21 protein-coding genes are annotated in these 21,602 nt (G+C 54.2%); 13 read left to right on the plus strand and 8 right to left on the minus strand.

Annotated elements, in window-relative coordinates; genetic code table 11:
* Positions 1-18: 18 nt before the first annotated feature.
* Complete coding sequence (gene kdpA, locus GE278_06495) at positions 19-1,707, minus strand: potassium-transporting ATPase subunit KdpA (protein QLK60434.1); 1,689 nt, start codon at positions 1,705-1,707, stop codon at positions 19-21.
* Positions 1,708-1,797, minus strand: coding sequence for a K(+)-transporting ATPase subunit F (locus GE278_06500; GenBank protein QLK60435.1), 90 nt, complete (start codon positions 1,795-1,797; stop codon positions 1,708-1,710).
* A 305-nt stretch (positions 1,798-2,102) separates the two neighbouring features.
* Here GE278_06500 and GE278_06505 point away from each other — a divergent pair, with 305 nt between their 5' ends.
* The 4 genes from GE278_06505 to GE278_06520 all read left to right on the plus strand — a co-directional run bounded on the left by GE278_06505 (position 2,103) and on the right by GE278_06520 (position 5,909).
* Positions 2,103-2,318 (plus strand): DUF2517 family protein, encoded by a 216-nt coding sequence (locus GE278_06505; protein QLK60436.1) that lies wholly within the window; start codon positions 2,103-2,105, stop codon positions 2,316-2,318.
* 180 nt (positions 2,319-2,498) lie between these two features.
* Positions 2,499-3,452, plus strand: a complete 954-nt coding sequence (locus GE278_06510; GenBank protein QLK60437.1) for a DUF1722 domain-containing protein — start codon at positions 2,499-2,501, stop codon at positions 3,450-3,452.
* 10 nt (positions 3,453-3,462) lie between these two features.
* Entirely contained in the window at positions 3,463-4,893 is a 1,431-nt protein-coding gene (phrB, locus tag GE278_06515) for a deoxyribodipyrimidine photo-lyase (GenBank protein QLK60438.1), read from the plus strand.
* 35 nt (positions 4,894-4,928) lie between these two features.
* The gene (locus tag GE278_06520; protein ID QLK60439.1) at positions 4,929-5,909 is read left to right on the plus strand and encodes a 3',5'-cyclic-nucleotide phosphodiesterase; all 981 of its coding nucleotides are present in this window, start codon (positions 4,929-4,931) and stop codon (positions 5,907-5,909) included.
* 51 nt (positions 5,910-5,960) lie between these two features.
* Here the strand turns inward: GE278_06520 and GE278_06525 are convergent, their stop codons facing one another.
* Together GE278_06525 and GE278_06530 are read right to left on the minus strand one after the other, a co-directional pair.
* On the minus strand, positions 5,961-7,409 hold the full coding sequence (locus GE278_06525; protein QLK60440.1) for a sugar kinase: 1,449 nt from the start codon (positions 7,407-7,409) through the stop codon (positions 5,961-5,963).
* Between the two features lie 22 nt (positions 7,410-7,431).
* Positions 7,432-8,712, minus strand: a complete 1,281-nt coding sequence (locus tag GE278_06530) for an MFS transporter (GenBank protein ID QLK60441.1) — start codon at positions 8,710-8,712, stop codon at positions 7,432-7,434.
* Between the two features lie 320 nt (positions 8,713-9,032).
* Between GE278_06530 and GE278_06535 the strand changes: the two genes are divergently transcribed.
* The 5 genes from GE278_06535 to GE278_06555 all read left to right on the plus strand — a co-directional run bounded on the left by GE278_06535 (position 9,033) and on the right by GE278_06555 (position 14,503).
* Positions 9,033-9,818 carry an SDR family oxidoreductase gene (locus GE278_06535; protein QLK60442.1) on the plus strand — a complete coding sequence of 262 codons (786 nt, stop codon included), beginning with the start codon at positions 9,033-9,035 and terminating at the stop codon, positions 9,816-9,818.
* A 77-nt stretch (positions 9,819-9,895) separates the two neighbouring features.
* Positions 9,896-11,350 carry an FAD-binding protein gene (locus GE278_06540; protein QLK60443.1) on the plus strand — a complete coding sequence of 485 codons (1,455 nt, stop codon included), beginning with the start codon at positions 9,896-9,898 and terminating at the stop codon, positions 11,348-11,350.
* A 59-nt stretch (positions 11,351-11,409) separates the two neighbouring features.
* Entirely contained in the window at positions 11,410-12,768 is a 1,359-nt protein-coding gene (locus tag GE278_06545; protein ID QLK60444.1) for an MFS transporter, read from the plus strand.
* Between the two features lie 2 nt (positions 12,769-12,770).
* On the plus strand, positions 12,771-13,550 hold the full coding sequence (locus GE278_06550) for a hypothetical protein (protein QLK60445.1): 780 nt from the start codon (positions 12,771-12,773) through the stop codon (positions 13,548-13,550).
* A complete protein-coding gene (locus GE278_06555) occupies positions 13,547-14,503 on the plus strand; it encodes an electron transfer flavoprotein (protein QLK60446.1) in 957 nt (318 codons plus the stop codon). The genes GE278_06550 and GE278_06555 overlap by 4 nt, the downstream gene beginning before the upstream one ends.
* Here the strand turns inward: GE278_06555 and GE278_06560 are convergent.
* The 3 genes from GE278_06560 to GE278_06570 all read right to left on the minus strand — a co-directional run bounded on the left by GE278_06560 (position 14,500) and on the right by GE278_06570 (position 16,696).
* Positions 14,500-15,066: a glycerol-3-phosphate responsive antiterminator gene (locus GE278_06560; protein QLK60447.1), complete on the minus strand. Its 567-nt coding sequence runs from the start codon at positions 15,064-15,066 to the stop codon at positions 14,500-14,502. The two genes, GE278_06555 and GE278_06560, sit on opposite strands and share 4 nt — an antisense overlap.
* Before the next feature lie 86 nt (positions 15,067-15,152).
* Positions 15,153-15,431: a ferredoxin family protein gene (locus GE278_06565; GenBank protein ID QLK60448.1), complete on the minus strand. Its 279-nt coding sequence runs from the start codon at positions 15,429-15,431 to the stop codon at positions 15,153-15,155.
* The gene (locus GE278_06570) at positions 15,428-16,696 is read right to left on the minus strand and encodes an FAD-dependent oxidoreductase (GenBank protein QLK60449.1); all 1,269 of its coding nucleotides are present in this window, start codon (positions 16,694-16,696) and stop codon (positions 15,428-15,430) included. Before GE278_06570 ends, GE278_06565 begins: the two co-directional genes overlap by 4 nt.
* 126 nt (positions 16,697-16,822) lie before the next feature.
* Between GE278_06570 and GE278_06575 the strand changes: the two genes are divergently transcribed.
* Positions 16,823-17,566 (plus strand): type 2 GTP cyclohydrolase I, encoded by a 744-nt coding sequence (locus tag GE278_06575; protein QLK60450.1) that lies wholly within the window; start codon positions 16,823-16,825, stop codon positions 17,564-17,566.
* Here the strand turns inward: GE278_06575 and GE278_06580 are convergent.
* The gene (locus tag GE278_06580) at positions 17,541-18,998 is read right to left on the minus strand and encodes an MFS transporter (GenBank protein ID QLK60451.1); all 1,458 of its coding nucleotides are present in this window, start codon (positions 18,996-18,998) and stop codon (positions 17,541-17,543) included. The two genes, GE278_06575 and GE278_06580, sit on opposite strands and share 26 nt — an antisense overlap.
* A 238-nt stretch (positions 18,999-19,236) precedes the next feature.
* On the opposite strand from GE278_06580, the gene pxpB reads away from it, so the two are divergent.
* From pxpB to pxpA, 3 genes are read left to right on the plus strand one after another with little or no spacing between them, the layout of a single operon-like run.
* A complete protein-coding gene (gene pxpB, locus GE278_06585) occupies positions 19,237-19,902 on the plus strand; it encodes a 5-oxoprolinase subunit PxpB (protein QLK60452.1) in 666 nt (221 codons plus the stop codon).
* Positions 19,896-20,825 (plus strand): 5-oxoprolinase/urea amidolyase family protein, encoded by a 930-nt coding sequence (locus GE278_06590; protein QLK60453.1) that lies wholly within the window; start codon positions 19,896-19,898, stop codon positions 20,823-20,825. The genes pxpB and GE278_06590 overlap by 7 nt, the downstream gene beginning before the upstream one ends.
* Positions 20,815-21,549 carry a 5-oxoprolinase subunit PxpA gene (gene pxpA / locus GE278_06595; GenBank protein ID QLK60454.1) on the plus strand — a complete coding sequence of 245 codons (735 nt, stop codon included), beginning with the start codon at positions 20,815-20,817 and terminating at the stop codon, positions 21,547-21,549. The genes GE278_06590 and pxpA overlap by 11 nt, the downstream gene beginning before the upstream one ends.
* The last annotated feature ends 53 nt before the right edge of the window (positions 21,550-21,602 follow it).

Here is a 21,602-nt window from a genome sequence, read left to right on the forward strand (position 1 = left end):
TCAACGAATTACGCAGCATTACTGTGCTGACCAGACCTGAAGATGTTCCGCGATCGGCCCCAGCGCCAGCGCCGGAATAAAGGTCAGCGCACCGACTAACAAGACGGTCCCGACCAGCAGGCCGATAAACAGCGGACCGGACGTCGGCAGTGTGCCGTTGCCTGCCTGCTGACGTTTTTTCGCCACCAGCGACCCGGCAATGGCCAGCACCGGCAGGATCACGCCAAAGCGTCCGAAGAACATGCAGAACGCCAGCAACAGGTTGTAGAACGGCGTGTTGACGCTGAGCCCGGCAAAGGCGCTGCCGTTGTTGTTGGCGGCGGAAGACACTGCATAAAGCACTTCGCTAAAACCGTGCGCGCCGGGATTAAGAATGCCCGCCCGGCCTGCATCGGTGACCAGTGCCAGCGCGGTGCCAAGCAGTACCAGCGTCGGTGTGACCAGGATCGCCAGTGCGGTCATCTTCATGTCGTAAACGTCGATTTTCTTGCCGAGATATTCCGGTGTACGTCCAATCATCAGCCCGGCGATAAACACCGTCAGCAGAACGAACAGCAGCATGCCGTACAGGCCGGAGCCGACGCCGCCGAACACCACTTCACCAATCTGCATCAGCCACATCGGCACCATTCCGCCGAGCGCGGTGAAGGAGTCGTGCATTGCGTTGACCGCGCCGCAGGAAGCCGCCGTGGTCACCACCGCATAGAGGCTGGAAGCGAGAATGCCGAATCGGCTCTCTTTGCCTTCCATATTGATGTTGCTGCTTGCCCCGAGCACCGTGAAGTGCGGGTTACCCTGCAATTCGGCGTACATCACCACTACCACTGACACCACGAAAATCACCGACATCGCCCAGACCAGCGCGTTGCCCTGACGGTTGTCACCGACCACGCGACCGAAGGCAAAACACAAGGCGCAAGGAATGATGAAGATCGCCAGCATCTGCACCATGTTGGTCAGCGCCGTCGGATTCTCAAACGGATGCGCCGAGTTAGCGCCGAAGAAGCCACCACCGTTGGTGCCCAGCATTTTGATTGCTTCCTGCGAAGCCACCGGCCCCATTGGCAGCGTTTGTTGCAGACCCTCCAGTGTGGTCACGTGCTGATAAACTTCGAAGTTCTGGATCACGCCCTGACTGACGAAAAACAGCGCCAGCAGGAAGGACACCGGCAGCAACAGATACAGCGTGATGCGCCATAAATCCGTCCAGGCGTTACCAATGGTGCTTGCTGAAGGGCGCGCAAAGGCGCGGATCAGGGCAAACGCCACGGCGATACCGGTCGCGGCCGACAGGAAGTTTTGAACAGTTAAACCGGCCATCTGGCTCAGATAGCTCAGCGTGCTTTCGCCGCTGTAGGCCTGCCAGTTGGTGTTGGTGACGAAACTGACGGCAGTGTTAAACGCCAGATCCCACGACAATCCGCCAAAATGCTGCGGATTCATCGGCAACGTGCCCTGAGCCATCAGCATGGCGGTCAGCACAATAATCCCCAGAATGTTGAACACCACGATCGCCAGCGCGTACTGCCACCAGTTCATCTCAGCATCGCTGCTGCCAGACGTGCGTAATACCCCGTTTTCTACGCGCTGCAAAAAGGCGCCAGGCTGTCCTTCAATAAGTTGAGCAATAAAGTTACCCAGTGGTTTTGCCAGCAGCAAAAGCACCAGCATAAAACTGGCAATCAGTAAGAATCCGGTCGCGGCCATTTAAAAATCCTCCGCATTCAGCAAGGCATAAACCAGATAGCCGAGCAGCAGAAGAACCAGCAATGCGCCGCAGATTACGCCAACAGTCACAATCCACCTCCACAGGTGTGTTTTTTATGTTGGGAGGAGAATAAGAAAACGGGGGCAAAGATCCTGAAAAGAAAGGGCTCGTCGGTGTAAAGAAAGTATAAAAATGCGCAAATAAAAAACCAAAAAGAAACGCAACTAATGTTTTTATTTAACCGTTTTGTAACCTAATTACAGTAACAGGCAAGAAATGGCGAAAATTTACTCTTTAAAGTGGTCAGATGAGTGGTAAAATTTCATCAGTTGCCGTAAAATTTTTCACAACTTCCAGTTTCTATAAACTATCCAAATTTCACAGGAGCAACGCGATGAAAGCTACGTCTGATTACACGCCTTACACCATGACCCGTATTTTGGCCCGCCGCGCTTTTGTGCTGGCAGCCGGTCTTCTCGCCTTACCGGTCATGCTGTTCCGCGCCGATCGCGCCCGTTTTTACAGCTATTTACACCGTGTCTGGATGAAGACCAGCGATAAGCCGGTCTGGCTGGCACATGCTGAAATGGCAACACAAGATTTCTACTGATTTGTTAACTGAATCGATTTTTCAGCTTCACCTTTAAAACCCCGTTCTCAGGACGGGGTTTTTTATTACTCTTTCGGAAAACCTGTACAACATTATTTTTATGTATAACTTATACTGAGTAATACATGAGAGTGATGAATCACTGGCACTCCCTTCTTCACTTCAATGGCGGAGCTGACAATGACGAAAACAATCCCTATTGGTATCAGCGCATGCCTGCTGGGCGACAAGGTCCGCTTCGATGGCGGCCACAAACGCTTTGCCTTTGCCGTAGAGCAACTGGCGCCTTACGTCCGCTTCGAACCCATCTGCCCGGAAATGGCTATCGGCCTTCCAACGCCGCGCCCGGCTTTGCGACTGGTCAGAATGGATGAGGGCGTCGCGATGCGATTCAGTAATGATGAAACCATCGATATCACCGAAAAAATGCAGAGCTACGCTGAAAAGCGCATCGCACCGTTAACGCAACTTTGCGGTTACATCGTCTGCGCCAAATCTCCCAGCTGCGGCATGGAACGCGTGCGGGTATACAGCGCCAACGGCAAAGATGCGAAAAAAAGCGGCGTTGGCATCTACACTGCCGAGCTGATGAAACAGCATCCGTGGTTGCCGGTGGAAGAAGACGGGCGACTTAACGATCCGGTGATCCGCGAAAATTTCGTGGAACGCGTATTTACTCTCTTTGAGCTGAACCAGCTGCGCGAGAGCGGTCTGACGCGCGGCAAACTGATGGCGTTCCATAGTCGTTACAAACTTTCTTTACTCGCGCACTCACAGCCCGAATATCGCGAACTGGGCCGCTTTGTCGCCGCAATGGCGGAATGGACGTCGCTGGAAGAGTATTTCGTCGAATACCGTCAGCGGCTGATGAATCTGCTTAATCACAAAGCCACCCGCCGCAATCACACGAATGTGCTGATGCATGTGCAGGGCTATTTCCGTAAACAGCTCACGTCTGTGCAGCGTCAGGAACTGGCGGGGCTGATCGACCGCTACCGTCAGGGCGTGCAGCCGTTGCTCGCCCCGATCACATTGCTTAAGCATTACATGTCCGAATATCCGGATGCGTATCTGGCCGATCAACGCTATTTCGAGCCTTATCCGGAAGCGCTGCGCTTGCGTTACGGACACTAAAGGGAGTTTTATGACCACGCATTTAGTCTGGTTTCGCAATGATTTACGTATTACCGACAACCGCGCGCTGCACGCCGCCTGTGAAGATCCGCAGGCGAAGGTGCTCGCCGTTTTTATTGCCACGCCCGAACAGTGGAAACAGCATGAGATGGCACCACGTCAGGCGTCGTTTATTTATCAACATCTTCAGGCGCTGCAACATGCTCTGGCGGAACGCAGTATCCCGCTGCATTACCATCAGTGTGATGATTTCGCGGCAAGTCTGAACTGGATGAAAGCGTTCTGTGAAGCGGAAAAGGTGGATGCACTGTTTTACAACAAACAGTATGAAATCAACGAACGCCTGCGGGATGAAGCGCTGGAAAAATCTGTCGGTGCGGGCGTCTTGTGTCACGCATTTGACGACAGCCTGCTGCTGCCGCCGGGATCGGTCACCACCGGCAACAACGAAATGTACAAAGTTTACACGCCGTTTCGTCGTGCCTTTTTATCCCGTCTGACCGAATCCGACAGCCGTTCCTTGCCCGCACCAAAAGCGCGCGAGCACGGGCAGAAAACAGTGTTGCATAAGCTGATGCCTTTCGATTATCCGCTGGAAAATATCGACGAGAATTTTGCGGTCGGTGAAGACGCGGCGCGCAATCAGTTGCGCAGTTTTTGCCGTGAGCAGGTGCAGGATTATCTCCAGCAACGCGATTTACCCGCCGTTGATGGCACCAGTTCGCTCTCGCCGTATCTGGCGATCGGCGTGCTTTCGCCGCGTCAGTGCTTCAACCGGCTGCGCACTGAATGTCCTGACGTACTCGACAGAACCGACGGCGGCGCATTTGGCTGGCTGAACGAACTGATCTGGCGTGAGTTCTACCGTCATCTGATCGTTGCGTGGCCGAAACTTTGCAAACATCAGCCGTTTGTCGACTGGACTGATGGCGTGCGCTGGCGTCATGCACCGAAAGAGTTACAGGCGTGGAAAGAGGGAAAAACCGGCTATCCGATTGTCGATGCGGCGATGCGCCAGCTCAACGCCACCGGCTGGATGCACAACCGTCTGCGGATGATCGTCGCCAGTTTTCTGGTGAAGGATTTACTGATCAACTGGCGCGAAGGCGAACGCTATTTTATGTCGCAACTGATCGACGGCGATCTGGCCGCCAACAACGGCGGCTGGCAGTGGGGCGCATCGACCGGGACCGACGCCGCACCGTATTTCCGTATTTTCAACCCGACAACGCAGGGCGAACGCTTTGACAAAGCGGGGCGATTTATCAAGGCCTGGATCCCGGAACTGTCGGATGTACCGGAAAAAGACATACACACACCGCATCGCTGGGCGGAAAAACAGCATCGCGTGCTAGACTATCCGTTGCCGATCATTGATCACGCAAGGGCACGCAAAGACACGCTTGCGGCGTTTGAGGCGGCAAAAAACCGGTCAGACTGACCTTTTTGCTAATCACCACGACAAGGAGCGATGTGATGAAAAAACACCTGCTGGCGCTGATGCTGGCGTGCTGGGCGAGCCAGGCCGCGGCGGCCTTTGATGTGGTTGCACTGGGTGTCAACGGTGGCGTTGAGGAAGGAAATCTGACGTCATATCTGGTACGCAGTGATGATCAAAAACTGTATCTCGGGCTGGACGCCGGCTCCGTATTGCCGGGCATCCGCAAAGCGCTGGAGAAAGGCAGTTTCCCCGAAGTGACGACTGAAAATGCCGCTCCCTACACCCCGCAGGGCGCGGTATTTCGCAACCTGATCGGCGGCTACTTTATCAGCCACGGTCATCTGGACCATCTGGCCGGACTGATTATCAGCTCGCCTGAAGACACCAAAAAACCGCTTTACGGCACCGCTGACACTATCGGCACGCTGCGTCAGCATTACTTCAACGGCCGCGTCTGGCCGAATTTCACCGATTCCGGCAGCGGCCTGCGTATCGGCACCTATCGCCTGAACTTGCAGCGTCCGGATCAGCGATTCTCCCTCGGCCTGACTGGCCTTGATGGCCGCATTTACCCACTCAGCCACGGCGGTACACCTTCGAGCATGATTCTGGTCAGCCGCAATAACCAGTCCTTCGCCTTCTTTGGCGATACCGGCCCGGATGACGTCGAGAAATCGAAGAATCTTGACGCCGTCTGGCGCGTGCTCGGCGATGAAATCAAAGCGAAACGCCTGAAGGGGTTTATCATCGAAACCTCTTATCCCGATGATGTTCCCGACAGCAAACTGTTCGGACATCTGACACCGGACTGGTTGCTGAAAGAGCTGGGGTATTTGCAGCAGTACGCAGGCGGCGAGGGATCGCTGAAAGATCTGACAGTCATTATCAGCCACGTTAAACCGAGCCTGAAAGCGGGTGCAGATCCTGAAAAGGAAATCATGGCGCAGCTGGAGAAAGGCAATAATCTGGGCGTGAAGTTTGTCAGAATGGAACAGGGTGACAGATTGCAGCTTTAGAGGATGAAAGGGGAAATACGTTTCCCCTTTTTATGCTTCCCCTTTTTATATTTAATCGACCAGCGGGCTGAGTGCCTGGAACAGCGGATCCAGATGCGTGTTAACTTTCTGATAAACATCCGCATTCAGCGCGTTATACAGCGCATGGTTTTGCATATCGGGCGTGAAATGTTCGCCCATCCGCACCATCTTTTCCGTCGCCTTTTCATAACTGCTGAAAACACCGACCGCCATTCCGGCATTCACCGCACACCCGACGGCGGCAGAGCCTTTCATCAGATTCCGTCGCGTCGGCACGCCAAACACATCGGCGAAAATTTGCATGAATAAATCACTGTTCGCGCCACCGCCGGAAATAATCAGGCTTTTGAACGGCACTTTCAGTTCCTGCGCCATTTTATCCATGTGATTTTTCATGGTGAACGCAATACCTTCCAGCATCGAGCGGTACATATGCGCGCGGGTATGACGGCCATCAAAACCGATCATCGCGCCTTTACGAAACTCAGCTTCGGAAGGCGGTGCCCAGTCATGCACCGTCAGCAAACCTTCACAACCGGCCGGAACATGCGTCGCCTCGCGGTTGAGTAATTCCTCAATGCTGAGGTTTTTCTCCGTAGCATCGGCCAGCGCAGCCGCACCAAACTGGTCGCGGAACCAGCTGACAGTCCACATGCCGCGCCGCACACCCATACACTCGTAAAGATAACGACCGGGAATGGATGCCTGGAACGGCCAGAAGTATTGCGCGCCTTTCACGTTATCGTGCCCGTGAACCATCGCACCGATATAGGTACCGAGTGAAATCAGTGCCACACCGGGTTCGAGTGTGCCCGCACCCAGCGCTTCGACGGCTTTATCGTGCGCGGTGGCAATCACCGGGATCCCCGCTGGCAGGCCGATGTTACGCGCCGCTTTTTCACTGAGATATCCCAGCATTTCGCCGGGTTTCACCACATCAAACACTGTTTCCGGCGTCAGATTGCAGCTTTCCCATTGCGCCGGATCGGTGCTCCAGTCGAGCGTATCGTTGTCCATCGGCCACCAGCCGATATAGTTGGCACAGGTATCTTTAAATTCGCCGGTCAGCCGGTGAGTAATGTAGCCGGAAGTGGTGGTGACGTATTTCACGTCACCGTAACATTCCTGATGCTCATAAGGTTTGTTGAGCCGTTTATCCATCCAGTTGATGACCGGCCACGCCAGTTCACCGTTACCTTTTAGCAGTACACGGCAGCAGCGGATCACACAGACGCCCATCGCCAGAATATCCACCGGTTTTCCGCCAAGTGTGTGGAAGTTGTCCATCACTTTGCTGAATGCCACCTGCAGGGAATCCCATAAATCATCGTCAGGATGTTCCGCCAGCAGCGGCGCGGGGATCTCGAGTTTGCGCAGCGCCTGTTTACCTTCGCAAATCACATTGCCTTCAGTATCAAAAATGACCACTTTGGCGCTTTGTGTCCCCACATCCACGCCCATTAAATACTTTTTGTCCATGTATAAGGCCTCCGGATTGATTTTATTTGGCCAGCTGCGCAGTGCTTTGCGGCGTCACGCTTTGGCATCTGATGTTATTAAAGAGTAATGCGGTAAAAACGATCACAATGCCGGTGGCGACCATGCCCATCAGCCACATATTGCGATAGGCCTCGGCGGCAGGCAGGGTGTCCTGCCAGTGTCCGACCAGCGGATAAACAAACACATCGGGCAGAAAACCGATCACCGAACAAATACCCACGGTGGTGCCCATAATGTATTTAGGCGTACGTGCTTCGCCGATACAGGCGAAGTACAAACCGCGCGAGGCATAACAGGCAAAAGCCAGCAATAAAATCAGGCCAATGCCCACGGTGACGGATTGCGGATGCTGGTTGGTCATCAGCAAAACGCCGAGAGTGATAATGCTGACCAGCGCCAGCAGCTGTACGGCGCGGGTCGGCGATTTAAGACGGGTGTAGGTGGTAATCATGCCGCCCAGCGGACCGCACAGGGCGCGGAAAATCTTGTTGATGACGATACCCATGTAACTTGCCGCCACCAGCGTCATGCCATACATTTCTGTCAGATAGTTGGTGGAGTAACTGAGAATGGCGTAGATGGTGTAGACGCCGAAGATGATCATGCTGCAATACCAGGTGGTGCTGATTTTCAGTACGGAGAAGATATCTTTCAGGCTGAATTTCTGCGTGTCCTGCTGATTTTCACTGACAACAAAACCATCGCGCACAAAGAACCAGCACAGTATGCCGAGCAGGATGTAAACACCGCTATAAATCAGGATCACGGCTTTCAGACTGGCCGGATTTTCCGGCGCGAACAATGAAAACACCCACATGGTAAACACCGCCAGCGCCATCACGCCGACGCCGCGCAGTCCTTCCATCCAGCCCATGATTTTGCCCTGTTCGTCGTGATTTCCGAGCAGCGACGCGGCTTTTATAGAAACCGACCAGAGCATTAAAATTGTGGTAATGGCAAAAGCCACCTGTATTAAAATCATCACCCAGAATGGCGGATAAACTGCCATTAATAACCCCAGTATACCGGTGGCTATCATGGCAAAACTCATCATTTTTTTATGGGAAAATTTATCAGCAATAATTCCGCTTGGCGCATAAAGAATAATCGCTGTAATACCAAAAGTGCTCATAATTAAGCCAATCTCGGTATTGGTAAAACCCATAAATTTTGCCATCGGGATTTGATAAATATACCGCAGGTAAGCCAGATCAAAGCTTACGCCGCCACTGATACTTATTATTGCCAATGTCATCCAGCGGCGAAAATTAGATTGTTCCATAAATACTGCCCTGTGTTGTCAGATTTTTAAGGCAAAAAAAAAGAGAAAAGCAGACTTCCCGAAAGCGGGGAAGTTACTTTTCTCTTCATCTCTGGTAACTGGCGACAGTAATAACATGCGGTAATATTGAATAACCGTGATAAAACTCACAAATCATTTAAAGAATTCTTCTGTGAGGCAGTTCACGGAATTACTCCGTTTATTCATGGTACACCTTTTAGCCAGTTACTAGAGCCTATGAGAAAAGTAGCTTCCCTTATTTTCCAGGGAAGATTGCTTTTCTCTTTTTTTTTGGATTTTTTCAGGTAAGGAGTTTCACCATGTCGTTAAACGCGCTGAATGAATTTTCACTGGATTTCTTTTCTCTGAAAGGTAAGACCGCCATCGTGACCGGTGGTAACAGCGGGCTCGGACAGGCATTTGCCGTCGCCCTGGCAAAAGCGGGCGCTAACCTGTTTATCCCCAGTTTTATTATGGACAAGGGCGAAACCCGTGAACTGATTGAGATGCAAGGCAGTCGCGTGGAGTTTATGCAGGTGGATATTACACAGAAGGGCGCACCGGCACGGGTCATCGAACAATGTGTGAAAACCTTCAGTACTGTCGACATTCTGGTAAACAACGCCGGGATTTGTAAGCTCAATAAAGTGCTGGATTTCGGGCGTGAAGACTGGGATCCGATGATTAATATCAACCTGACCGCAGCATTTGAATTAAGCCATGAAGCCGCGAAAATAATGATCCCAAAAAATGAAGGGAAAATTATCAATATCTGCTCATTATTCTCTTATCTCGGCGGTCAGTGGTCACCGGCTTATTCGGCAACCAAACACGCACTGGCCGGGTTCACTAAAGCCTATTGCGATGAATTAGGTCAGTACAATATTCAGGTTAACGGAATTGCTCCGGGATATTACGCCACTGACATTACGCTGGAAACCCGTAAAAATCCGGTCACCAATCAGCGTGTGCTGGACCATATTCCGGCAAACCGCTGGGGAGAAACACAGGATTTAATGGGCACGATGGTGTTTTTAGCCAGTCGTGCATCTGATTATGTTAACGGTCATTTAGTCGTTGTCGATGGCGGATATTTAGTCAGATGATCATTTTTCGCAGATATACCGCAGACCGCCATGGTAGTTCCAGAATTTTTAGTTAAACCGATGATAGGATTTTATTTATGTCGCTGACAAGAGAAGCAATTGTAGAAAATTTAAAAGAGATCGTGGGCCCGTCACAGGTCATTACCGATGAAGCGGTATTGAAGAAAAACAGTATTGACCGTTTTCGTAAATACGCCGATATCCACAATGTCTTTACCCTGCCTTTGCCGGCCGCGGTGGTGAAATTACAAAATGCGCAGCAGGTGTCCGATGTTCTGGCTTTTCTGAATAAGCACGACATTAATTGCGTACCGCGTACCGGCGCATCAGCGACCGAAGGCGGGCTGGAAACGGTGGTGAAAAATTCCGTGGTGCTCGACGGTTCCGGCCTGAATCAGGTAGTGAAAATCGATATCCGCAATATGCAGGCGACGGCGCAGTGCGGCGTGCCGCTCGAAGTTCTGGAAAACCAGCTGCGCGCGCAGGGTTACACCACCGGTCATTCGCCACAATCTAAGCCGCTGGCGCAGATGGGCGGACTGGTAGCCACCCGCAGCATTGGGCAGTTTTCCACGCTTTACGGTGCAATCGAAGACATGGTGGTCGGGCTGGAAGCAGTATTCCCGAACGGCAAAATCACCCGCATTAAAAATGTGCCACGCCGCGCGGCAGGGCCGGATATCCGTCACGTGATCATCGGTAACGAAGGCGCACTGTGCTATATCACTGAAGTGACAGTGAAAATTTTCAAATACATGCCGGAAAATAATCTGTTCTACGGATATACGCTCGACAATATGCAGACCGGTTTCGATATTCTGCGTGAGGTAATGGTGGACGGTTATCGTCCGTCGATTGCCCGTCTTTACGACGCGGAAGATGGCAGCCAGCATTTCACGCATTTTGCTGACGGGAAATGTGTGCTGATTTTCATGGCTGAAGGAACTAAGGGCATTGCGCGTGCGACCGGTGAAGGTATCGAAGGAATTGTCGCGAAGCATCCGGAATGCAAAAAAGTGGACAGTGCGTTGATTGAACGCTGGTTTAACCATCTGAACTGGGGGCCGGAAAAAGTCGCCGCTGAACGCGAGCAAATCATGAAGACCAATAATATGGGCTTTACCACGGAAGTGTCCGGCGACTGGTCGAGCATTAACACCATCTATGAAAATGTTATCCGCCGCATTCGTAATGAATTCCCCCATGCGGGTGATATCACCATGCTTGGCGGGCATTCCTCGCACAGCTACATCAACGGTACCAACATGTATTTTGTTTACGATTACAACGTGGTGGACTGCAAACCGGAAGAGGAAATCAACAAATACCACAATCCGCTGAATAAGATCATTGTCGAGGAAACCATTAAGCAGGGGGGATCGATGGTGCATCACCACGGTATCGGTAAACACCGCACACACTGGACGAAGGATGAACACGGCAGCGCGTATTACATCCTGAAAGCGCTGAAAGAGGTATATGACCCGAAAGGCATCATGAATACTGGCACTGTCTATCCGATTGAGAAGTGACCCTTAAGCGCCTTTCCTCTTGCAGGGGAGGCGCTAAAAAATCAAAAACGGAGCGCATCATGGCGGCAGAAAAAACCGTGCAGACCAGTATGGATGACATTCCGCTTAACGCTTTTCATATCAAAATGGCCGGGCTGACCTTCGGCGCACATCTTACCGATGGTTATGTGCTTGGAATGATCGGCTTTGCGCTGGTACAGCTGACCCCGCAGATGCAGCTCACGCCTTTCTGGCAGGGGGTGATCGGTGGCTCAGCGCTGGTGGGATTGTTTATCGGCAGTTTGCTGCTTGGCTGGTTGTCTGATCACATTGGTCGCCAGAAAATCTTTAATTGCAGCTTTATCATTATCACCCTCGCCTCCGTGGCGCAGTTTTTTGCCCAGACGCCCGAACAACTCTTCTGGCTGCGGGTACTGGTCGGCATCGGTCTGGGCGGGGATTACTCCGTCGGGCACACCATGCTGGCTGAATTTTCCCCGCGTAAACATCGCGGTATTTTGCTCGGTTCTTTCAGCGTGATCTGGACACTCGGCTATGTCAGCGCGACGTTTGTCGGGCATATGATGGCCAATTTCGGGCCAGATGCCTGGCGCTGGCTGCTGGCATCGTCGGCGCTGCCGGGTGCGCTGATTATGTTGCTGCGCATCGGCACGCCAGAATCGCCGCGCTGGCTGATGCAAAAAGGATTATTTACCGAAGCGCACCGGGTGGTTAAACACTGTTTTGGCCCGCACGTCACGTTAAATGATGAGATAACGGTCGCCACATCGCGTCATCTGAAAACGCTTTTCTCTGCGAAATACTGGCGTCGGACCGCATTCAACAGTCTGTTTTTCGTCTGTCTGGTCGTCCCGTATTTTGCCATTTATACCTTTTTACCCGCCATTCTGGCGCTGCTGGGATTAACGCCGGGACTGTCTACGGATCTGCTGTTAAACGCGCTGTTGCTGGGTGGATCGCTGCTGGGGATCGGCCTGACGTTGTGCTGTTCGCGACGTGGATTTCTCATCGGATCCTTTATTGTGCTGACGCTGAGCCTGACGGCGATGAGCCTGCTACCGGCCGGTCATGCGGGGCTGACGCTGTTATTGTTCGCGGTTTTTACGCTGTCGATTTCTGCCGTCAGCAATCTGGTCGGCGTGTTTCCTGCCGAAAGTTTTCCGACGGATATCCGCTCACTGGGCGTCGGTTTTGCTACCTCGATGAGCCGCCTGGGTTCAGCTATCGGCACCGGACTTTTGCCGCTGTCGGTTTTATCGCTTGGCGTGCAAACCACCATGCTGCTGCTTGCCGCCATGCTGTTACTGGGTGCGGTGGTTTCGATTCTGTGGGCGCCTGAAACTAAAGGGCTGACGCTGGTCGGCGCGTCTTCGGTTAAAGCCGGACCGGTTCCCGGCGTCGTCAGCCAGGGAGTCTGAATATGAATGTGATGGTCTGCGTGAAAATAGAAGCTGATCTGTCGATGCTGGCGGCCAGCGACTGGCAAAGTGTGGCAGAAGGCGAACGCGAAGTGACTTATGCGCGGCGTCAGTTGAGTGGATTTGACCAGAGCGCAGCGGAGATGGCGCTTTCCCTTTCCGGTCACGATCTCACTCTGATGACGGTGGGAAATGCGCTGATCCAGCCGGTGTTGAAAACGCTGCTGGCGCTGGATTTTGCCCGTGCTGTACGGATTGAAACACAGAACAACGATCTGCGCTTTCATCCCGGAATTATTGCTGCTCAGATCGCCAGTTATCATGCAGAGCATCCGCAGTCGGTGATTATTCTCGGGTCACAAAGCAGCGAAGGACAGAACCGGCAAACCGGTTTTTTGCTGGCGGAAATGCTCGGCTGGCCTTGTCTGACTGAGGTCAGTGAAATTCAGGCCACGTCTGATACAGGTTTTTTGACCGTCCAACGCCGGACGGAGGATGAACTGCAAACGCTGACGCTGAAACCGCCGGTAGTGCTTATCACCGGCGCGGGTGCTCAGGCACAGTTGCTGCGAATTCCGACGCTTAAACAAAAGCTGGCGGCGGCGGCAAAACCGCTTGAGATGATCCCGGCCATCGGTTTGCCTGATAACCCCGGCGTCAGGCTCAGCGAACTGACGCTAAAAGAGACCGGTCGTGCAGGCGTGATGATTGAGGGCGGCAGCGTGCAGGAGAGCGTACGTGAACTTTATCAGCAGCATCTGGCACAGAGGTGGCACCGGTGAAACTCGCCCTGATTATGGATACCCGTCAGTCCGCGTTTTTAACCAAAGCGCAGGAGCTGAATGAATTCTTGCAGGCCTCGGGCTGGACAACTCACAGTGCCGAATTGTGGCTGTTTTATGCAGGCGAAAAGCCGTCGTTTCTGCCGCAGATGGGGTGTCCGGTCAGCGGTATACGCTGGATGTCTTTGCCGCCACCGGGATTATCAGAGCAACAGCTGGAAGGTCTGGAGTGGTGTTGTCAGCAGTCTCCGGCGGATGTTTTGCTGTGTGCCAGCGGCGTGCAGGGTGATGAACTGGCTTCGCGGCTGGCGTCGCGTTTGTGCGGCGTCAGTGGTGCGGGCGTCACGCAGGCGGAACGTGACGTGCGCTGGCAGATAAGAAAGCCTGCGTATGGCAACCGGATGCAGGCAACGCTTGCGCTGTCTGGTTCTCCGCTGTGTGTTTCCGTGGCTGCCTGTGGTGCGAAACCCGCCGCGACCGGGCGGTATGTCGGTGACCAGCAGGAATGTCCGCTGCCCTGCGCCCCTCCGGACTGGCTGACTGATTTTCGACAGACACCTGTACAGGTTGATCACGGTTTGCAGGATGCGCTTTATATTCTGGCCGTCGGTCAGGGCGTCGGCAGTGCCGAAAATCTCCGGCATGCCTGCGCGATTGCGGCGAAGATGGGCGCGGAAACGGGCGTGAGCAGGCCGGTGGCGATGAATGCATGGTGTGAGATGTCGCGAATGTTAGGTATGTCGGGCATTATCGCTGCGCCGAAAGTCTGCATTGTGGCGGGTGCGTCGGGTGCCGCAGCGCTGATGGCAGGGTTGTTTCACAGTGAGTTTATCGTGGCGATAAATACCGACCCGCAGGCGGCGATTTTTGCCCAGGCGGATGTCGGTATTGTCGGGGATTTACAGGCAGTGCTGGAAGAACTCTCCCTGCATCTTAGTAAACCATCGCCTTAAAATTTAAGCTGCCAAACGCCGGTGTTAGTGGTGGAAACCGCCACGGCACCGGCATTCAGCGCACTGGTGGCATCTTCTAAATCGCACACCAGCCCGCCCGCAATAATCGGCAAATCGATTTTCTCCGAGACCCAGCCTAATACTTTCGGCATACAACCCGGCAGGATCTCCACACAGTCGGGATTAGATTGCGCGACCTGTTTGTCGATATTGTGAAACGAAATGGAGTCGAGCAAAAACATGCGGTGGATACCGAAGAATCCCTGTGCTTTGGCGGCTTTGATCATCGACGCTTTGGTGCTGATGATGCCATCGGCGGTCGTGACGATTTTGAGAAAGTTAATCACGATCTCTTTATTCGAAGTGCCGTCCAGCAGGTCCACATGGATAAAGGCGTATTTATCGGCCTTTTTGATACGCTGAACGATCGCGCCAATATTGCAAATGTTGCCGTACAGCACCGAGATAATTTTGCAGTCCGATTGCAGTGCAGCATTGAGACTTTCCGTGTCTTTTACAGCAGCGATGACCGGGTGTTGATTCAGTAATTGCAAAATAGACACAATACACAGCTCCGTCAGATAAGGGATTTTCACCCTAAAAACATAGCAGCTTTAATCGTTTACAACGTCGCGCTATCTCCCAGAGTTTATCCGAAACGGAAAGTCACGCCGCAACCGGCCTGCGGATAACGCCAGCGGGCAAAGGTGGTTTCATCACATAAGATCCGGCAGGTCCCGCATTCCAGACAGCCGTGGGCTTCGAAAGTGATGTCGCCCTGTACATTCAGCCGGTAAAGACCCGCCGGGCAGGCATTGAGTAAAACTTCCACTGCAGATTGCTCTGCGCTGTCTGCCAAAATAATGTGCGGTTCGCTTTCCGGCTGATAAAGGTTTTTGCTGAGTTTGTCGTTGAGATGAAGAGTCACAGGCTGCGCGCTCCTTTACGTAAATCTTTGATAAGTTGCCACAGACCCGCTTTACGGGCGTGACTCCAGAGGAGATGGCGTAACGGAACCGCTGGCTGATTTTGCACGTGAAACAGGTCATGCAGGAAATCCGCTGAATATTGCGGATACTCGGAAAACCAGTGCGGTGAACTGAGCAGGGCGTCAGGCAGATGACGATACTGCGTCATCAGCGGCCACAGCGCGCTTTGTTCAAGATGCCAGCGATAGTGCGAGAGCATCTCAGCGCTGAAGTTGTTCTGGTTGTGCGCATGGATAAGTGTCGCGCACACCGCCTGAGCGGAAGTGATCGCCAGATCCATACCGCGGACGGTATGTCCGGCATGGATGCACAGTCGGGCGGCATCACCGGCAACCAGCCAGCCTGCGCCGGAGAGTTCAGGCAGTGCATTCAGGCCGCCTTCCGGGATCATATGCGCGCTGTATTCCATGATTTCGCCGCCTTTAAGCAATGGACGTATCGCCGGATGCTGTTTGAAATCCTCCAGCATCTGCGGCAGGCTGTGCGCGCTGTCAGCCAGCCTGGAGAGATTGCACACCACGCCCAGCGAAAGGCTGTCTTTGTTAGTATACAAAAAACCGCCGCCCACTTTGCCGGAGGTGGGCTGACCGGCAAACATCCACGCACAGCCCTGTTCACCTTCCAGACCGAAACGATCTTCGAGCTTTTCGCGGGGCAGGGAGAGGATTTCTTTCACGCCGGTTGCCATAGTCTCAGGCGCAGGTCGGGAACCGGACAGCAACGTATTGGCGCCTTCGGCCAACACCACGACGCTGGCATACAATTCTTCGTCACCGATCCTGACGCCGGTGACGCGATCATTTTCCCTGATTAGCGCATCCACCTGAACCCCGGTAATGCATTGTGCACCCGCCAGCTGCGCCTGTTCCATCAGCCAGGGATCAAACCGTGCGCGCAAGACGGTTGATGAACAGGCGGTATCGGCGGGATGACGGTAGTCGAGAGTGGTCATCGCACAACCGGTCATCAGCGATAATCTTTCCTGCGTGACCGTGCGTTCGAGCGGAGCTGTACGGGCGAAATCGGGCAGGATTTGCGCCAGACTATGGGTATAAATTCGCCCGCCGGAGCTGTTTTTACTGCCCGCCTGTGCGCCCCGTTCCAGCAAAATGACGCTCAGTCCGGCGCGTGCCAGCAAAAGAGCGCTGGTGCAACCGGCGATCCCGCCTCCAGCCACGATGACATCACAATTATTCTGGTTCATGTTCTCAGTCCGTTGAATTGTGTGAGGACCAGAATACCAACAGGACAGTTCACGACATTGATTTTGAGCAGGACAGACGTTGTCGGTTATCATCACCAGATTCGTATCACTCACAAGAGAACTGCCATGAATAATCTCCAGCTTGAAGCCCTGATCAACCAGAAACTGGATATCAGTAATTTCCATGATTATGCGCCAAACGGCCTGCAGGTCGAGGGGCGTCGTAATGTGCAGCGCGTGGTCACCGGTGTGACGGCCTCTCAGGATCTGCTGGATGCCGCGATTGCCGTCGAAGCGGACGCAATTTTGGTGCATCACGGTTACTTCTGGAAGAACGAACCGGCGGTTGTTCGCGGTATGAAGCGCAACCGGCTGAAAGCCCTGCTGGTGAATGATATCAATCTGTATGGCTATCATTTACCGCTCGATGCGCATCCGGTACTCGGTAATAACGCACAGCTGGCCGAATTATTTGGCATTGAAGTGCAGGGCGAGGTGATGCCGCTGGTGCCTTACGGCGAGCTCGATAAGCCGTTATCCGGCGAAGAATTACGTCAGCGGATTGAAGTGATTTTAGATCGCAAAGTGTTGCACAGCGCACAGGGCGGGCCGGATGAAATCCGTCGCGTCGCGTGGTGTTCCGGCGGCGGTCAGGGCTTCATTCAGCAGGCAGCAGAATTTGGCGTGGATGCTTTTATCAGCGGCGAAGTCTCTGAGCAAACTATCCACATCGCCCGCGAAATGGGGCTGCATTTCTATGCCGCCGGCCATCACGCCACAGAGCGTTATGGCGTAAAAGCCTTAGGCGAATGGCTTGAGTCAGAGCATGGGTTGGATGTGATGTTCATCGACATCGATAATCCGGCTTAGGGGCTGTCTTATCTACGTTTTCTTCCGGCACGCTGTCTTCCAGCAACGTAAATGCACGCTGTAAGCCGGTATCCACTTCGGGGTCTGCACCCTGTAGCGGATACGGGCTTTCTTCCTCTTCTTCTGTCACTTCGCTCTCTTCCACCACGGGTTCAGTAACATTTTCCGGCGCAGGCATGGTTTCCTGAATCATTTGCTCGTCGAAGGCCGGGTTCAGCGCCGGGGAAAGTGGTGAACTGCTCAGGCTGTCCGGCATGGCGATATGCGGCAGAGGCGCATCGACTGCCATCACCGTTTCTTCTTCTTTCGCCGAAGTCCGGCTGAGGGCGACGATGGCTGCCCCGCACAGGGCGAAAAATGCATACAGAATGTTGCCACCGAGCGGTTCCATCAGCGCACCCACGGCCAGCGGGCCGATACAGGCACCGACGCCAAACGCCATGAGCAGACACGCGGAAAGCGAGACGCGGCGCTCCGGTTCGATCATATCATTGGCGAGTGCGACCACCAGCGGATACAGGGTGAACTGCATCAGGCTGACGACAAAACCGATGCCGAGCAGCACGGGGAACGAAATGTGAGTGAGTAATGCCAGCGGCAGGGCGGCGACCGCCAGCAGGATCGCGTTAATGCGCATCAGCATATTTCGGTTATACCGATCTGACAGCCAGCTCAGCGGGAACTGCGCCAGCAGCCCGGCGAAAATCGCCAGCGCCATAAACAGACCTGTTTGCTGAGTGGTCAGCGCTTGCTGGCTGGTGTAAATCGGGGCCATCCCGTAAAACGAACCCACCACCATACCGATGACCAGCGTTATCGCCAGCACCTTTGGGATCGCACCGATGAAGAATTTAAGCTCCATCGGTGCCGGGGACATATGGCCGACATTGGTGCGCGTAGTCAGCGCGATAGGCACCAGACAGAGCGCAAAACACAGTGCAATCATGATGAGCGTGCTGACACCAAGGCCGCTGTCGAGCATCAACACGACCTGACCGAGTGACATGCCGAGATACGACGCCACCATGTAAAAACCGAATACCACGCCGCGCTGATTCGCCTCGGCCTGATCGTTCAGCCAGCTTTCCAGCACCATGTATTGAACCATCATGCACAGGCCGATGATCAGTCGCAGCACAACCCAGACGGGGATAATGTCGGTCAGCCCGTGGCCGAGAACGGCGGCAGTAATAATGCCGGAACAGGATACGTAGGCGCGGATGTGGCCAACCCGTGCGATCAGGATATGGCCGACTTTACCGCCGATCACCAGCCCGATGTAGTTGGCAGCGATAATCGCCCCGATCATCGCACCGCTGACGTGTATCGCCGACAAGCGCAGGGAAATGTAAGTGGTGAGCAGGCCGGAACCGAGCAGCATCAGTAATGTGGTGGTATAGAGCGGAAAAAAGAGTGCTAAAGGTTTTCTCACGGGCTGTCCCTTTCATTTTGTAAATACTGCGTTATCCAAACGCTAAAAAACTGCAACACCTCTGAGAGTAGCAGGTGCGGACGACGGGCGAAACCTTCACCGCCCATTGGTTACCGCCCACCAGTTGACATCCTCTGTCGCTTTCCCGCATAACTACCCTTAATCTACATACCAATATCGGGACATTGAGTTCATGAATAACTCAATGATCCACAACCCTTCTTTGAGGAGTGTCTGAGTGCAACGAGCACGATGTTACCTGCTGGGCGAACGCGCGGTAGTGCTGGAACTGGAACCGCCTGTGACGCTGGCCAGCCAGCAGCGGATCTGGGGGCTGACCCAGCGTTTACAGGATCGCGTGGCCTATCCCGGCGTTCGCGAAGTCATTCCCGGCATGAATAATTTGACGGTTTTACTCACCGATGCGCAAAGCTCCGCGCTGGATGCGATTGAGCGCCTGCAAACCTGGTGGGAAGAGAGCGAGGCTATCGAACCCACATCCCGGCTGATTGACATTCCGGTTATCTATGGCGGTGCGCAGGGGCCGGATCTGGAGAACGTCGCCCGCCATACCGGCATGACGCCGCGTGAGGTGGTCGAGTGCCATTCGGGGATTGATTACACTGTCTATTTCCTCGGTTTCCAGCCTGGCTTCCCGTATCTCGGTGGAATGCCGGAACAGCTGGCCACGCCACGTCACGGCGAGCCGCGGCTTTCAGTGCCCGCGGGATCCGTCGGCATCGGCGGCAGCCAGACCGGTATCTATCCACTGGCGACGCCCGGCGGCTGGCAGTTGATCGGGCAGACGCCGCTGGCGATGTTTGATTCCACACGCTCATCACCGACTTTATTATTACCCGGTGACCACGTGCGCTTTGTGCCACAGAAGGAGGGCGTATGCTGAAGGTTTTACGCGCAGGGATGTTTACCACGGTGCAGGATCTAGGCCGCAACGGTTACCGCCAGCAGGGTGTCAGCCAGTCCGGCGCGCTGGATGCCCCGGCGCTGCGCATCGCCAATCTGCTGGCCGGTAATGATGACAACGCAGCCGCGCTGGAGATTACTCTCGGGCAGTTCAGTGCCGAATTTCATCGTGAAGGCTGGATGGCGCTGACGGGTGCAGGCTGCCACGCGCAACTCGACGGTAAAGATGTCTGGACCGGCTGGCGTTACGCGGTGAAGCCAGGTCAGGTGCTGACCATGAAAACGCCGACGCGGGGGATGCGCAGCTATCTGGCGATTTCTGGCGGGATCGATGTGCCGGAAGTGATGGGCTCGCGCAGCACCGATCTGAAAGCAAAATTCGGTGGTTACAATGGGCGTCCGCTTCAGGATGGTGATGTGTTACCGACCGGTGACAGTTTCCATATGCCAAAAAGCGCGGGCGGCATAAAACAACTTCTGTTTGGTAACCGTATCCGCGCAATACCGGGGCCGGAGTATCAGGAGTTCAGCGCCGAAGCCCGTGATGCTTTCTGGCGTGCATCATGGCAACTGAGCCCGCAAAGTAACCGCATGGGTTATCGCCTGCACGGCCACGCGCTGAAGCGGGAAACCGACCGCGAGATGCTTTCTCATGGTTTGTTGCCGGGTGTGGTTCAGGTGCCACATAGTGGTCAGCCGATTGTGTTGATGGCCGATGCACAGACCACCGGCGGTTATCCGCGGATTGCCTGCGTGATCGAAGCCGATCTCTACAATCTGGCGCAGATCCGCCTGGGGGAGCCGGTGCATTTCGTGAAATGTTCGCTGGAAGAAGCGCAGAAAGCCCTGCGCGAGCAGTCATTGTTTATCGAACAGATTAAGCGGGGGCTGTATGACCGTTGATCTCAACGCCGATCTCGGTGAAGGCTGCGCCAACGACGAGGCGCTGTTACAACTGGTCAGTTCCGCCAATATCGCCTGCGGCTTTCACGCCGGAGACGCGCAGACTATGCAGCAATCGGTGCGCTGGGCGCTGAAATACGGTGTCGCGATTGGCGCACATCCGAGCTTTCCCGATCGCGAAAACTTTGGCCGTACCGCCATGCAGTTGCCGCCTGAAATCGTCTATGCGCAGGTGGTTTATCAGCTCGGCGCACTGGCGGCCATCACCCGCGCAGAAGGTGGAAAGATGGTGCACGTCAAGCCGCACGGCATGCTGTACAACCAGGCGGCCACCGATGTGCTGCTGGCTGATGCCATTGCCCGCGCGGTGTATGACGTCGATCCGGCGCTGCGTCTGGTCGGGCTGGCAGGCAGTGAGCTTATCCGCGCCGGTGAGCGATTTGGGCTGGCAACCTGTCAGGAAGTGTTCGCCGACCGCCGCTACCAGAGTAATGGTTCACTGGTGCCGCGTAGTCAGCCCGATGCGATGATCGACAGCGACGAAAAGGCGCTGGAACAGACTCTGGCGATGGTTCAGCAACAGAAAGTCCTCAGCCGTGAAGGTGTCTGGGTGCCGGTCAAGGCTGATACCGTCTGCCTGCACGGCGACGGTGAGTACGCCCTGAGATTTGCCAAAAGGCTGCGCGAGGCATTTGGTGAGCGGGGGATTGAAATCCGATCATAATTACCTCATAGCTAACAGATGAGATATCAGTATTGCCCTACAACAAGGATCTA

Source organism: Enterobacteriaceae bacterium Kacie_13 (genome assembly GCA_013457415.1).
Taxonomy (GTDB): domain Bacteria; phylum Pseudomonadota; class Gammaproteobacteria; order Enterobacterales; family Enterobacteriaceae; genus Rahnella.